This window comes from Mycobacterium sp. SMC-15 (assembly GCF_045310925.1).
Taxonomy (GTDB): domain Bacteria; phylum Actinomycetota; class Actinomycetes; order Mycobacteriales; family Mycobacteriaceae; genus Mycobacterium.
The window spans coordinates 268,344-281,691 of sequence record NZ_JBJIAJ010000006.1 but is presented as its reverse complement, the minus strand read 5'-3'; the positions used below and the strand labels follow the sequence as shown (position 1 = coordinate 281,691).

At 69.0% G+C, this 13,348-nt stretch carries 15 protein-coding genes; 6 read left to right on the top strand and 9 right to left on the bottom strand.

Going from position 1 to position 13,348, the window contains the following annotated elements; all coding sequences use genetic code 11:
* Positions 1–129: 129 nt before the first annotated feature.
* From ACJH71_RS11790 to ACJH71_RS11780, 3 genes are all read right to left on the bottom strand, one after another.
* The gene (locus ACJH71_RS11790) at positions 130–984 is read right to left on the bottom strand and encodes a TIGR02569 family protein (protein ID WP_406758185.1); all 855 of its coding nucleotides are present in this window, start codon (positions 982–984) and stop codon (positions 130–132) included.
* Between the two features lie 91 nt (positions 985–1,075).
* Entirely contained in the window at positions 1,076–2,269 is a 1,194-nt protein-coding gene (gene moeZ, locus ACJH71_RS11785; protein WP_406758184.1) for an adenylyltransferase/sulfurtransferase MoeZ, read from the bottom strand.
* Positions 2,270–2,367: 98 nt separating this feature from the next.
* Positions 2,368–3,402 (bottom strand): DUF3152 domain-containing protein, encoded by a 1,035-nt coding sequence (locus ACJH71_RS11780; RefSeq protein WP_406758183.1) that lies wholly within the window; start codon positions 3,400–3,402, stop codon positions 2,368–2,370.
* Between the two features lie 202 nt (positions 3,403–3,604).
* Between ACJH71_RS11780 and ACJH71_RS11775 the strand changes: the two genes are divergently transcribed.
* Positions 3,605–4,291 (top strand): TetR/AcrR family transcriptional regulator, encoded by a 687-nt coding sequence (locus tag ACJH71_RS11775; protein ID WP_406758182.1) that lies wholly within the window; start codon positions 3,605–3,607, stop codon positions 4,289–4,291.
* Here the strand turns inward: ACJH71_RS11775 and ACJH71_RS11770 are convergent.
* The 4 genes from ACJH71_RS11770 to ACJH71_RS11755 all read right to left on the bottom strand — a co-directional run bounded on the left by ACJH71_RS11770 (position 4,281) and on the right by ACJH71_RS11755 (position 6,214).
* Positions 4,281–4,535 (bottom strand): DUF3107 domain-containing protein, encoded by a 255-nt coding sequence (locus tag ACJH71_RS11770; protein ID WP_406758181.1) that lies wholly within the window; start codon positions 4,533–4,535, stop codon positions 4,281–4,283. The genes ACJH71_RS11775 and ACJH71_RS11770 overlap by 11 nt on opposite strands.
* Before the next feature lie 101 nt (positions 4,536–4,636).
* Positions 4,637–5,044 carry a VOC family protein gene (locus ACJH71_RS11765; protein ID WP_406758180.1) on the bottom strand — a complete coding sequence of 136 codons (408 nt, stop codon included), beginning with the start codon at positions 5,042–5,044 and terminating at the stop codon, positions 4,637–4,639.
* 5 nt (positions 5,045–5,049) lie between these two features.
* On the bottom strand, positions 5,050–5,493 hold the full coding sequence (locus ACJH71_RS11760) for a helix-turn-helix transcriptional regulator (RefSeq protein ID WP_406758179.1): 444 nt from the start codon (positions 5,491–5,493) through the stop codon (positions 5,050–5,052).
* 25 nt (positions 5,494–5,518) lie between these two features.
* Positions 5,519–6,214 carry a ferritin-like fold-containing protein gene (locus ACJH71_RS11755; protein ID WP_406758178.1) on the bottom strand — a complete coding sequence of 232 codons (696 nt, stop codon included), beginning with the start codon at positions 6,212–6,214 and terminating at the stop codon, positions 5,519–5,521.
* A gap of 267 nt (positions 6,215–6,481) precedes the next feature.
* Here ACJH71_RS11755 and ACJH71_RS11750 point away from each other — a divergent pair, with 267 nt between their 5' ends.
* Positions 6,482–7,984 carry a DEAD/DEAH box helicase gene (locus tag ACJH71_RS11750; protein WP_406758209.1) on the top strand — a complete coding sequence of 501 codons (1,503 nt, stop codon included), beginning with the start codon at positions 6,482–6,484 and terminating at the stop codon, positions 7,982–7,984.
* 14 nt (positions 7,985–7,998) lie between these two features.
* The gene (locus tag ACJH71_RS11745; RefSeq protein WP_406758177.1) at positions 7,999–9,234 is read left to right on the top strand and encodes a hypothetical protein; all 1,236 of its coding nucleotides are present in this window, start codon (positions 7,999–8,001) and stop codon (positions 9,232–9,234) included.
* 126 nt (positions 9,235–9,360) lie between these two features.
* On the opposite strand, the gene ACJH71_RS11740 is transcribed toward ACJH71_RS11745, so the two are convergent.
* Complete coding sequence (locus ACJH71_RS11740) at positions 9,361–10,161, bottom strand: ParA family protein (protein WP_406758176.1); 801 nt, start codon at positions 10,159–10,161, stop codon at positions 9,361–9,363.
* Between the two features lie 78 nt (positions 10,162–10,239).
* Between ACJH71_RS11740 and ACJH71_RS11735 the strand changes: the two genes are divergently transcribed.
* A complete protein-coding gene (locus ACJH71_RS11735; RefSeq protein ID WP_406758175.1) occupies positions 10,240–10,836 on the top strand; it encodes an acid phosphatase in 597 nt (198 codons plus the stop codon).
* A gap of 59 nt (positions 10,837–10,895) precedes the next feature.
* Positions 10,896–11,954 (top strand): isochorismate synthase MenF, encoded by a 1,059-nt coding sequence (locus ACJH71_RS11730; RefSeq protein ID WP_406758208.1) that lies wholly within the window; start codon positions 10,896–10,898, stop codon positions 11,952–11,954.
* Here ACJH71_RS11730 and ACJH71_RS11725 read toward each other — a convergent pair.
* Positions 11,914–12,306, bottom strand: a complete 393-nt coding sequence (locus tag ACJH71_RS11725; protein WP_406758174.1) for a hypothetical protein — start codon at positions 12,304–12,306, stop codon at positions 11,914–11,916. The genes ACJH71_RS11730 and ACJH71_RS11725 overlap by 41 nt on opposite strands.
* A gap of 55 nt (positions 12,307–12,361) precedes the next feature.
* On the opposite strand from ACJH71_RS11725, the gene ACJH71_RS11720 reads away from it, so the two are divergent.
* Positions 12,362–13,327, top strand: a complete 966-nt coding sequence (locus ACJH71_RS11720) for a diacylglycerol/lipid kinase family protein (protein WP_406758173.1) — start codon at positions 12,362–12,364, stop codon at positions 13,325–13,327.
* Positions 13,328–13,348: the final 21 nt, after the last annotated feature.

Genomic DNA, 13,348 nt, shown 5'->3' with positions numbered 1-13,348 from the left:
GATACCCCGGCCCAACGCCTAGCCGCCCTCCTCGATCAAGCCGCCTAGCGGCGTTGCACTAGCCACTTGACTTTGAGGGCCGAAATCCCGTGCTGAGTACACGTTCGGCGAGAAACGAGAAACGAGAGGCTAGAGCGCCAGACGCACCAGCGCCGCCGTGCGGGCCAGCCCGGGGAACGCCTCCTCGGTCGAGCGCGGGTGCAGCGCATGTACTGCGAGTCGGAACATCAACGCCCGCAGCAACATCTGCGGCCACTCGGGCATCGTTTCCCAGCGTTCGATCAGCCCGTCGTCGGCATCACCCCACGACAGGGCATCCACCACCACCACCCCGGCAGCCCACGAGGCCGGCCGCCAGTACGGCGTGATGTCGGTGATGCCGGGCGCCGCGGCGCCGGAGAACAGCACCGTGCCATACAGGTCGCCGTGCACCAACTGGCTGGGGCTCTTGGTGGGTTTGCGCAAGGTGGCCAGCTGGTTGATCAGGTCGATCGACCGCTGACCGTCCACCGAGCCCGGGGCCAGCCGGGCACCGGCCTGCAGCGAGGCGAACGGCCGTTCCTCCCAGGCGGCCCGGTCCGCGGCGATGAACACGTCGACGTCGGCCCAGGGCGCCACCGGCGCCTGGGTCAGGAAACGGGGCCGCTCCAACTTGGACGTGGCTTCGTGCAGCCGAACCGCCGCCGACACCACCTCGTCATGGCGCGGCTCGGGGCTGCCGCCGACGAAGGTGTCTGCTCGCCAACCCGACACCACATAGCGTCCGTCGGTGGAGCGCACCGGGCGGGCCAGGCGGATGCCGTCAGCGAACAGCGTTTCGCGTACTTTCGCCGACCACGCGGCCCTGGCATGGTCGGCGACCATCGACAGGACAACTTCCCCGCACCTCCAGCCGTCTTCCCAGCCGGCACCGAGCGGAGTGGGCGAAACGTTGCGAATACCGAACGTCGCCAGCACATGTTCGGGCGGCGGCTCGATGGTCACGCGATAAGACTAACCGCGGTGATCGCAAGCACGGCGGAGCCGGGCGCGGCGGGTCACCGCCGTATGCACGGTTTCACCGGGTCTCTGGCGCCTAGTACATGACCATGTCGGGCTGCATCTGCTTGGCCCACGCCACAATTCCGCCCTGCAGATGGACTGCATTGGCAAATCCGGCTTTCTTCAGGGTGGCCAGGGCCTCGGCAGAGCGGACACCGGTCTTGCAGTACAGCACCGACATTCGGTCCTGCGGAAGCTTTGCCAGGCCCTCACCGGTGTTGATCGTCGACTGCGGGACCAACTGCGCACCCTCGATACGGTTGATCGCCCACTCTCCGGGCTCGCGCACGTCGATCAGCGTCAACGGTTGACCGGAGTCCAGCAGCTCGCGCAGCTCGGCCGGGGTGATCGCTGACCCGGCGGCCATTTCGGCGGCCTGTTCGGAGAGCGCGCCGCAGAATGCGTCGTAGTCGATCAGCTCGGTGATCTTCGGCGTGGCGGGGTCCTTGCGGATCGCGATGGTGCGGTAGCTCATCTCCAGGGCGTCGTAGATCATCAGCCGGCCCAGCAGCGGTTCTCCGATACCGGTGATCAGCTTGATCGCTTCGGTGCCCATCACCGACCCGATCGAGGCGCACAGCACCCCGAGCACACCGCCCTCGGCGCACGACGGCACCATTCCCGGCGGCGGGGGTTCGGGGTACAGGTCGCGGTAGTTCAGGCCGCGCTCATTGCCGGCCTCATCGGCCGGGGCGTCCTCCCAGAACACCGACACCTGGCCCTCGAAGCGGTAGATCGATCCCCAGATGTAGGGCTTGTGCGCCAAGACCGCTGCGTCGTTGACCAGGTAGCGGGTGGCGAAGTTGTCGGTGCCGTCCAGGATCAGGTCGTATTGCTCGAACAGCTCGACGGCGTTGGACGCCTCCAGCCGCACCTGGTGCAGCTGCACCCGTACGAGCGGGTTGACCTCGGCGATCGAGTCTCGGGCGCTTTCGGCTTTCGCGCGGCCGATGTCGGAGATCCCGTGGATGACCTGGCGCTGCAGGTTCGATTCTTCGACGACGTCGAAGTCGACGATCCCGATGGTGCCGACGCCGGCGGCCGCCAGATACAGCAGCGTCGGCGCACCCAGTCCGCCGGCGCCGATCACCAGCACGCGGGCGTTCTTGAGCCGCTTCTGCCCCTGCACGCCGACGTCGGGAATGATCAGGTGCCGGCTGTAGCGCGCCACTTCATCCCTGGTCAGCTCGCCGGCCGGTTCCACCAGCGGCGGCAGTGAATTCGGCACCGGGCAATCTCCTCAACGTCGCGTCCGCCAATCCATCACAGCAGCTGCTGGGGGCAACGACAAACCGCGGGGAACCCTTCCCACGGCAGCTGACCGGCTCAGGCGATCGGCGAGGGCCAGGGGTTGAAGCGGCAGGTCTTTCCATCGGGCTTGACCCAGTCCGGGTCGAACTTCGCCGCGTCGTCGTTGGAGGTGCCGAACGTCTGCTGCATCATCACCGGCGCCAGCCCGTCCTGCTTGTCGCACGGCTCATGGTGCTGATAGCCGATAGCGTGACCGACCTCGTGGTTGATCAGGTATTGCCGATAGGACCCGATGTCGCCCTGGAAGGGCACGGCACCGCGAACCCAGCGGGCTTCGTTGACGAACACCCGTGGCTCCGACCTTGCCCCGTAGGACGGGTTGTAGCAGGACGCTTCCAGCGGAATCTCGTAGCCGCAGCCCTCCCGGACCGTGATCGGCGACGTCAGCGAGATGCGGAAATCCGGGGTGATCGGGCTGCTGCCGTCGACCCGCACGAACCCGATCTGCGGGGTGTGCGTCCAACCCTTGGGGTTGCGCAGGGTCTGGTCGACCATCCGGGCGAAAGCCTCGTCGCCGCCGAACGCGGTGGTGTCGATGCCGTTCTCCACCTCGATGGTGTAGGCGAACACCTTCTCGGTGCCTTGACCGAATTCGGGCTCCGTTCCCGGTATGACGTGCCAGGACATGTCGCCGGCTTCGGTGAACGGGCCGCCGTTGGGCAGCACGCCGGTCGGCAGGTTGACGTCGAACTCGGTGAGGCCGCGCGGCGGCGCACCGATGATCGAAGTACCGGCCGATCCGATCGTCGGCGGGCCCTGGACTGTGTCGTCGGCGGCCTGAGTGCGCACTCCCGTGCCGGTCACCGTCTGATACACCACCACGACGGTGAGAGCCATGAGCACCGGCAGCGCGTAGGCGCGCCAACCATAGGTGGACACGAACCTGCCCAGCCACGACTGCTTGCGCCACTGGCGGTGCACATCACGGTCGGAGCGCAGCCGCCCGGCACCGGCCGCGAGTGGGTCACGCTGGGCGCGCAGGGGCTCGCGGAAGCGATCCCGCAGCACCGGGGCTCGACCGCCGCCGCTTCGCCCCGGGTCGTAGGTCACCGTCCCAGAATGGCACAAGGTCTGCGAGCTGGGACTCTGCGGCACGCCAGGAGGGTGCTGCGAGGACTTCGAAATGCTGATCGGCAGCGGACTGGCGGATGTCGCTGGTGGAAGTGACGGCTGCAGCGCGTAGTCTCGCTCTCACGCACCGGCCGTCGCGGACCCAGTCCCAGGCGTCCGGCCGAACCAGATTGAGGAGTCGATGAGCAAACCGATCGACACGGCAGAACGGGACGGCGCCCAGCCGTCCGGCCGCCGCTCGAGCGGCGCCAAGGCGTCGACTGGGGGCGGCCGTCGGGGCAGCCGGCTACCCCGCGACGAGCGACGCGGTCAGCTGCTGATCGCCGCCAGCGATGTATTTGTCGACCGCGGCTACCACGCTGCCGGCATGGACGAGATCGCCGAGCGGGCCGGCGTCAGCAAACCGATCCTCTACCAGCACTTCGCGTCGAAGCTGGAGCTGTACCTGGCGGTGCTGGCCCGGCACGTGGAAAACCTGGTCTCCGGTGTCCGTCAGGCACTGCGGACCACCACCGACAACCGCCAGCGGTTGCGTTCGGCGGTGCAGGCATTCTTCGACTTCATAGAGCACGACAGCCAGGGCTACCGGCTGATCTTCGAGAACGACAACGTCGCCGAGCCACAGGTAGCGGTCCAGGTGCGGGTCGCCACCGAGTCGTGCATCGACGCGATTTTCGACCTGGTCAGCCGTGACTCCGGCCTGGACCCGCACCGCGCCCGGATGGTCGCGGTGGGGTTGGTCGCGATCAGCGTCGACTGCGCCCGGTACTGGCTGGACAGTGACCGCCCGATCTCCAAGGACGATGCCGTCGACGGGACGGTGGCGTTCGCCTGGGGCGGTCTGTCACACGTGCCGCTTACGCGGTAGCGGCGTCGGCACCGATCCCGAAACCGACCCGGCGGCTGTCGGCCACGCCGATCTCCACGTAGGCGATCTTGGCGGCCTGCACCAGGTAGCGACGGCCCTTTTCGTCGGTGAGGGACAGCAGTCCCGCGCTCTCCGCGCCCTTGCCCAACGCGGCGCCGACCAGCTTCTCGACTTCATCGGGCGTCTGCGCACTGTTGATCACCAGTTCGCGCGCGCTGTCGGTGACCCCGATCTTGACCTCCACGCCGGCCCCTTTCGTTTGCGTTGGGCGTTGCTAAGCAGGCTAGTGGACGGGCGTCCGGTTGGTGCGCACCGGACTGTTCGCCCTCGGCGATAACGGACTTCTCAGCGTTGTTGAATGCGAACCATGTTGCCGGCGGGATCACGGAAAGCGCAGTCTCGCACGCCATATGGCTGCTGCGTCGGCTCTTGGACCACTTCGGCGTCCGTCGCCTGCAGCCGATCGAAGACACCGTCAAGATCGTCGGAGGCCAGCAGAAGCGTGCCGTAGGTCCCCTTGGCCATCATTTCGGCGATGACGCGGCGCTCCTCGTCGGTGATCCCGGGGTTGGCCGCCGGCGGACACAAGACGATCGAGGTGTCGGGCTGATTGGGAGGACCGACCGTGATCCAGCGCATCGTGCCTTTACCGACATCCAGACGCACCTCGAAGCCCAGCGCGTCGCGGTAGAAGGCGACGGAGGCTTCCGGATCGTCGTGCGGTAGGAAACTCGAGTGAATGGTGATGTTCATAGCGGTCACGGTAAGTGCCGCGCGCCGGCCGGGGCTTCTCGATTCCTGATCGGTCTGGTGACCTGCTTCTCCAGGCACGACGGGATGCCCTCGGTGAGGTGCCTGGTCTCCGCCCGATAGCGGCTCGGTGGCATCCCGACAAGTTCGGTGAAGCGGGTGCTGAACGTCCCCAGCGAGGAGCAGCCGACCGCGAAACAGACCTCGGTGACGCTCATGTCCCCGCACCGCAGCAGTGCCATCGCCCGTTCGATCCGCCGGGTCATCAGGTAGGAGTACGGCGATTCGCCGTAGGCGAGCTTGAATTGTCGCGACAAGTGCCCCGTGGACAGGTGAACGTCGCGAGCCAGTGCTTCCAGGTTCAGCGGTTGGGCGTAGTCCCGGTCGATCCGGTCCCGAACGCGCCGCAGCCGCGCGAGGTCACGCAGGTCCTGGGCACGCCCGCCGGTCACCCGCTGACATTATCGCGGCGACGCGCTAGGCCAACCCCAGCTCGCGCATGCGTTCGTCGTGGGTGTGTTGGAGACGGTCGAAGAACCCGGCCAGCTGGGCCAGCCCGGCCGCCCCGGATACCACCAGATCGACGAGTTCGTCGCGGTCGGCCAACACGTACTGGGCCTGGGTGATCGCCTCACCGAGCAGGCGGCGCGACCACAACGCCAGCCGGCTGCGTTGTTTGGTGCTGGCCGTGACCGCGCCGCGCACCTCGTCGACGACGAACTGCGAGTGCTTGGTCTCGGCGAGCACCGCACGCACCACGTCGCCCACCTCGTCGGGCAGCCCGTCGGCGATCTGCAGGTAGAAGTCGGCGGCCATCGCGTCGCCGATGTAGGTCTTGACCAATGCCTCCAGCCAGGTGCTCGGCATCGTCAACCGGTGGTAATTGTCAAGGGCGTTAGCGTATTTCGACATCGCCGCGACCGCGTCGACACCGCGGCGCTCAAGCGCTTCGCGGAGCAGTTCGAAGTGGCCCATCTCCGCGGCCGCCATCGCCGCCATCGAGATCCGGCCACGCAGATCGGGCGCCATCCGGGCTTCGTCGGTGAGCCGGTAGAACGCGGCCACCTCGCCGTAGGCCAGGACCGCGAAAAGCTCGTTGACACCGGGATGATCGGCGGACAGCCGCGGCGGGGAAGTCTGCGCTTCCGCGTCGGCGGAGGGAACCGAATTCATCACCACACTGTAGGCGTTCCGCGGCGGTGGACCGATGCCCGGCCCGACCAGGTAGTATGAGCCCCAGGCAGTGCCTATTCGGCGCTGCCGCGCAATGTGCGTACACGCGGTTGGCCCGCCTACTAGGCGAGTGCAGGGCCCCCGGCGGTGCCTTCGAATGATGGGCAAAGTATCGACCGTCGCAGTGTGTGCGCCCCGACCCGCACCGCGATCGACTGACATACCGCGCCAACTTCGAAAGGCATCTGCCCGCGCATGACCCCACTGATCTCCACCACCGTCCCCACCACCCCTCCGAGCTTCGCCGAACTGGGCGTTCGCGACGAGATCGTCCGCGCACTTGCCGAGGACGGTATCGAGCACGCCTTCGCGATCCAGGAGCTGACGCTGCCGCTGGCCCTGGCCGGCGACGACCTGATCGGCCAGGCCCGCACCGGCATGGGCAAGACCTACGGTTTCGGCATCCCGCTGCTGCAGCGGGTCACCACCAGCCCGGACCGACCGCTGACCGGTGCGCCCCGCGCGTTGGTCGTGGTGCCCACCCGTGAGCTGTGCATCCAGGTCTCCGGCGACCTGGCCGACGCGGCCAAGTACCTGACCGCCGGCGACCGTCCGCTGTCGGTGCAGGCCATCTACGGCGGCCGGCCCTACGAACCGCAGATCGAAGCACTGAAGGCCGGCGCCGACGTGGTGGTCGGCACCCCGGGCCGGCTGCTCGACCTGGCCCAGCAGGGACACCTGCAGCTGGGCGGCTTGGCCGTGCTGGTGCTCGACGAGGCCGACGAAATGCTGGACCTGGGCTTTTTGCCCGACATCGAGCGCATCCTGGCCCGCATCCCCGACGACCGGCAGTCCATGCTGTTCTCGGCGACCATGCCCGGCCCGATCATCACGCTGGCCCGCAGCTTCATGAACCAGCCCACCCACATCCGCGCCGAGGCGCCGCACTCGTCGGCGGTGCACGACGCCACCGAGCAGTTCGTCTACCGGGCGCACGCGCTGGACAAGGCCGAATTGGTGGCGCGGGTGTTGCAGGCCCGTGGCCGCGGCGCCACGATGATCTTCACCCGCACCAAGCGGACCGCCCAGAAGGTCGCCGACGACCTGGGTGAGCGCGGGTTCAAGGTCGGTGCGGTGCATGGCGACCTCAACCAGGTGGCTCGCGAGAAGGCACTCAAGGCGTTCCGCACCGGCGACATCGACGTGCTGGTGGCCACCGATGTGGCCGCCCGCGGCATCGACATCGACGACGTCACGCACGTCATCAACTACCAGTGCCCCGACGACGAGAAGACCTATGTGCACCGCATCGGCCGCACCGGCCGCGCCGGCAAGACCGGTGTCGCCGTCACCTTGGTCGACTGGGACGAGCTGGCTCGCTGGACCCTGATCGACAAGGCGCTCAACCTGTGCTGCCCGGACCCGGCGGAGACCTACTCCAGCTCTCCGCACCTGTTCACCGAGCTGAACATTCCCACCGACGCCGGCAGCTCCATCGGCCAGGCGCGCCGGTCACCGGCCAAGCGGCCCGAAGGCGAGACCCGCGAGACGGCCGCCGACCGACAGCGGGCACCCCGCAACACCACCAGGTCGCGGCGGCGCACCCGCGGGGGCGGTCAGGCGGGCGCGGCCGACGGCGCCCTGCCGACCGTCGAGACGGGTGAGACCGGCACCGCCCCCTCCTCCGACGCCACCGGGCCCAGTGCCCCGCGTCGTCGCCGCCGTCGGCGTCCGAACAAGGCCGCGGCCGCTGCCGCGAACGGCAGCTGAGCTAGGCCGCCCAGATGGTGCGACCCGAGCGGCGCACCTCCGGCGATCTGGTCGCGGCGGCGGTGATCGCGGTCGTGGTCGTCGTTGTCGGGGTGGTCATCTGGTGGACCAGTGATGCCCGCACCACGATCAGCCGGCCCGCATCGGACTCGGCGACCAATCCCCCATCGGCGGCGATGGTGCCGGCAGCGTTGTCTCAACTGTGGACGACGTCCAGTCCGGCCACCTGGGCACCGGTGCTGGTCTCCGGCACGGTGATCACCGGCGAGGGCCCGAAGATGAGCGGGCGCGACCCGGCCACCGGGGAGGAGCGCTGGAGCTATTCGCGCGACGTCGACCTGTGCGGGGTCTCCTGGATCTACCGGTATGCGGTCGCGGTCTACCCCGATGCCCGCGGCTGCGGTCAGGTGAGCTCAGTCGTCGCCGCGGACGGCCTGCGCGGACCGGCCCGAACCAGCTACGCCGACCGGACCGTGCGGGTCACCTCCGAAGGCAGTTCGGTGCTCTCCGTCGGCTCCACCCGCCTGGAACTGTGGCGTTCGGACCTGGTCCGCGTGCTGTCCTACGGGGAGATCGACGCCCGGGTGAAGCCGTCGGCACGCGGCCGCGGCCAGGGCTGCACCCTGGTCTCGGCGGCGGCAGCCTCCTCGGCGGTCTCGGTGTTGGAAGCCTGCCCGGGCCAGACAGACCTGCAACTGACCCTGCTGCGCGCGGGCAAGGAAGAAGACGAGCCGGAGACCCAGCACATCGCCGAGCGCGGAGTGACAGCCGACTCCGGCGCACGGGTGCTTGCGGTGACCGACTCGGACGCCGGCGCCAACACCGCGATCTATCTGCCGACCCCACAGCCCCGGGTGGAGGTCGTCGACCAGACCGGCAGCACGATCGCCAAGACTCTGCTGCCCGCCAAGCCCTCCCCCGACAGCGCCGCACTGCCGGTGTCGCGGCCCACCGGGCTGATCTGCTGGTGGACCGGCGATGCCGTGATGGTGTTCGACTCCGGAACCCTGACCTACCGCTACACCATCCCGCGCTCGGGAGCCGCGGTTCCGCTCGGGCCGGCGGCGGCGATGGCCGGCCGCCTGCTGATCCCGGTGACCGACGGGGTCGGCGTTTTCGACCAGAACACCGGCACTGCCGAACGGATCATCCCGGTCGGTCGTCCACCCGGGGTCTCGACGGTGTTTCCGGCGGTGTCGGGTCCGACCGTGCTGGAGCAGCGCGGCGACACCGTCGTCGCGCTGGGCTGATGGCGGCGACCCGCTTCGCCCAGCTCCGCCGGCGCGAGGGTGCATAGTCGTACGCCGCCAACCGGCGTGTCGCCGTACAGACGCGCACGCTCGCGCGAAAGGGCGGCACGCTCGCGCGAAAGGGCGCTAGACCTCGGGGGTGAACGTGGGCAGCGTCTTGCCGTTCTTCCAGTACTTGAGCAACGCCTCGGCCAGCTGCCGATAGGCCTGCGCGCCCTTGTTCTTGCGCCCCGCGATCACCGACGCGCCCGATGCGCTGGCCTCGGCGAAACGCACCGTACGCGGGATCGGCGGGGCCAGCACCGGCAGCTCGTAGCGGTCGGCGATGTCGAGCAAAACGTCGCGACTATGGGTGGTGCGCGAGTCGTAGAGCGTGGGCAGCGCTCCCAGCAGACGCAGCTTGGGGTTGGTGATCTGCTGGACGTCGGAGACGGTGCGCAGGAACTGGCCGACACCTCGGTGCGCCAGGGTCTCGCATTGCAGCGGCACGATCACCTCGCCGGCCGCGGTCAGACCATTGAGGGTCAGCACACCCAGTGACGGCGGGCAGTCGATGACCACCACATCGAACTCGTCGTCCAGCTTGGCCAGCGACCGCTGCAGGGCGTATTCGCGGCCGGCCCGCATCAGCAGCATCGCCTCGGCACCGGCCAGGTCGATGTTGGCCGGCAGCAGGGTCATCCCCTCGTCGGTCGGCACCAGCGCGGTGTTGGGTTCCACCTCACCGAGCAGCACTTCGTGCACCGATACCGGCAGCTTGTCGGGGTCGTGCCCCAGCGAGAAGGTCAGACAGCCCTGCGGGTCGAGGTCGACCAGCAGCACCCGCCGGCCCAGCTCGGCCATCGCCGCACCCAGCGACGCCACCGTCGTGGTCTTGGCCACGCCGCCTTTCTGGTTGGCAACCGCCAAGATCCGCATCCCCGTCACACCGACATACTGGCACGGCTTGCCCCGCGGGAGCACCAAACGCCGGTCGGTGTCCGCCGTCGGGCAGAATCGACGGGCGTGGGGATCGAGGAGCACCGACTTCTGCTGCTGCGTCACGGCGAAACCGAGTGGTCCCAAAGTGGTCGGCACACTGGACGCACCGATCTGGAGTTGACCGAGGTGGGGCGGCGCCAGGCCGCCGCCGCCCGAGCGACGCTGACCAAGCTTGCGCTGGACAACCCGCTGGTGATCTGCAGCCCGCGCCGCCGCACCCAGATGACCGCCGAGCTGGCCGGACTGCACGTCGATGAGATCTCTGGCGACCTCGCCGAGTGGGACTACGGGCGCTACGAAGGGTTGACCACCGCACAGATTCGCCAGTCCGAATCCGACTGGCTGATCTGGACGCACGGCAGTGCCGGCGGTGAGTCGGTGGCGCAGGTCAGCGACCGCGCCGACCGGATGGTCGCGTTGGCGCTGCGGCAGCTCGCCTCGCGTGATGTGGTGTTCGTCGGTCACGGCCACTTCTCCCGGGCGGTGATCACCCGCTGGCTCGAGCTGCCGTTGGCCGATGGAGCGCGGTTCGGGATGGCCGTGGCGTCGCTGGCCGTCTGCGGCTTCGAACACGGGGTGCGCCAGCTCGTCGCACTCGGGTTGACCGGACCGGGAGCCTGAGGTTGCCGACACCGACGTTCGTGCTGTCCGGACCCGCTGGGACGCTGTCGGCCGACACGATGACAACCGGATTCGCCGATGTCGCCGCCGCCCAGGCCGCACTTTCCTGCGGCGAAGCACCGATTGTGGTGGGCGCGTTGCCTTTCCGCCCGAATTCCGCCGCGGCACTGTTCGTCCCACGCGGGGTGCGACGCGACGAGGAGCTGCCGCCCGCGCGTGGCGCCGCGCTGCCGGCGGTCCACGTTGTCGCGCAGATTCCGCAGCCCGACGAGCACCGCGCCCGGATCCGCCGAGCCCTCGACGAACTGACCGCACCGCACGGATCCCTGCACAAAGTGGTGTTGGCCCGCGGGCTGCGCCTGGCCGCCGATGCCCCGCTGGACGCCGACACACTCCTGCACCGGTTGGTCGCCGCCGACCCGAGCGGCTACGGCTATCTGGTCGACCTGAGTGCGGCCGGGCCGGCCTACGCCGGCTCCGTCCTGGTCGGCGCCAGCCCGGAGCTGTTGGTCGCCCGCGACGGCGACCGGGTCACCTGCCGACCCTTCGCCGGCTCGGCGCCGCGCTCACCGGACCGCGCCGTTGACGCGGCCAACGGCGCCGCGCTGGCCGAGTCCGGCAAGAACCGCCACGAGCATCAGCTGGTCGTCGACCAGCTGCGTGCCGCACTCGAGCCACTGTGCACCGAACTCGACATCGCGCCGGCGCCGCAGCTCAGCAGCACCTCCGCGGTATGGCACCTGAACACCCCGATCACCGGCCGGCTGCGCGACACCTCCATCACCGCACTGGATTTGGCGCTGGCTCTGCACCCGACGGCTGCGGTCGGCGGGGTGCCGACGGCGACTGCGGTCGACCTCATCACCGAACTGGAGGGCGACCGGGGCTTTTACGCAGGGGCGGTCGGCTGGTGCGACGCCGGCGGTGATGGCCGCTGGGTGGTGTCGATCCGCTGCGCGCAACTGTCCGCCGACCGCCGATCGGCCCTGGCCCATGCCGGCGGCGGGATCGTCGCCGAATCCGACCCGGATGAGGAACTGGCCGAAACCGTGACGAAGTTCCACACGATCCTGTCGGCTATGGGCGCCGTTCCGCCCAGCGCAGCGCCGCCGGACTGAACAACGCCGCCAACACCGCCACGGCCGCCGCGCCGACCGCCACGCCGTAGCCCCAGCGGTGTGAGCCCACCCCCAGGTACCAGGCGACCGGCAGCAGCAGCAGATTGGCGAACACCGCTATGCCGCGCCCAACCCGCCGGCCCCGCAGCAGCGCCCAACCGGCTGCCGAGACGGCGGCACCGACGAAGGCGAACCATGCTGCAGTACCGTAGCCATTCGCGTCGTGCTGGTCCGCGCCGGCAAATGCCCGCAGCACCAACACCGCCGCGACCGCCAGCGCGGCCACGCCCTGCACTGCAACGATCAGGCCCGCACCCCATACAGCGCGCGGTGAGTCAGCGACGGCTTTCACGCCGCCAGCGTAACCACCCGGTCCCACATCCTCGATGCCCATAGACTCGTATCCCGTGCGTGCCGTGCTGATCGTCAACCCCAATGCCACGTCCACCACGCCGGCGGGCCGAGACCTACTTGCCCACGCGCTGAAGAGCCGCCTGGACCTGACCGTGGTGCACACCGACTATCGCGGCCATGCGATCGAGATCAGCCAGGCCGCGTGCCGCGACGGCATCGACCTGGTCATCGCGCATGGCGGTGACGGGACCGTGCATGGTGTGGTCAATGGCCTGCTCGGCACCCCCGGCTCGCCACCTCCGGCGCACCTGCCCGCGGTGGCGGTGGTGCCCGGCGGGTCGGCCAACGTGTTCGCCCGTTCGCTGGGCATCGCAGCCGACCCGATCGCCGCGACCAACCAGCTCATCGAGTTGATCAACCCCCCTGGGGGCCGCCCCACGTGGCGCCGGATCGGTCTCATCGACTGCGGCGAGCGGTGGTCGGTCCTCAACGCCGGTATGGGGGTCGACGGCGAGGTGGTGGCCGCGGTGGAAGCCGAACGCGAGAAGGGCAACGCCGTCACCCCGCTGCGCTATATCCGCGCGGCGGTCCCCGCGGTGCTGGCCACCACCCGTCGCGCGCCGACGTTGACCCTGCAACTGGGCGACGACCCACCGGTCGAAGGGGTGCATTTCGTGTTCGTCTCGAACTGCGCGCCGTGGACCTACGCCGACGAGCGATGCGTGTGGACCAACCCCGCCACCACCTTCGAGGCGGGCATGGGCGTGTTCGCGACCACCAGCATGAAGGTTCTACCCACGCTGAGGCTAGTGCGGCAGATGCTGTCGAAACGGCCGAAGCTGCGCGCCAAACAGCTCATCCGCGACGACGACGTGGCCGCATTGCGGGTGGATGCGGGCGACACACCGATAGCGACTCAGATCGATGGCGAATATCTGGGGCTGCGTAGCACGATGACGTTCCGCGCAGTACCCGACGCCCTGAGCGTCGTCGCGCCCCTGGTGGAGAAATCCCGCTGACCTGCGGAGATAGCGCTCAAA

Coding starts and splice junctions, on each gene's coding strand:
- ACJH71_RS11775 (WP_406758182.1), top strand. CDS start 3,605: ATGAGCAAACCGATCGACACGGCAGAACGGGACGGCGCCCAGCCGTCC.
- ACJH71_RS11765 (WP_406758180.1), bottom strand. CDS start 5,044: ATGAACATCACCATTCACTCGAGTTTCCTACCGCACGACGATCCGGAA.
- ACJH71_RS11755 (WP_406758178.1), bottom strand. CDS start 6,214: ATGAATTCGGTTCCCTCCGCCGACGCGGAAGCGCAGACTTCCCCGCCG.
- ACJH71_RS11745 (WP_406758177.1), top strand. CDS start 7,999: ATGGTGCGACCCGAGCGGCGCACCTCCGGCGATCTGGTCGCGGCGGCG.
- ACJH71_RS11730 (WP_406758208.1), top strand. CDS start 10,896: ATGACAACCGGATTCGCCGATGTCGCCGCCGCCCAGGCCGCACTTTCC.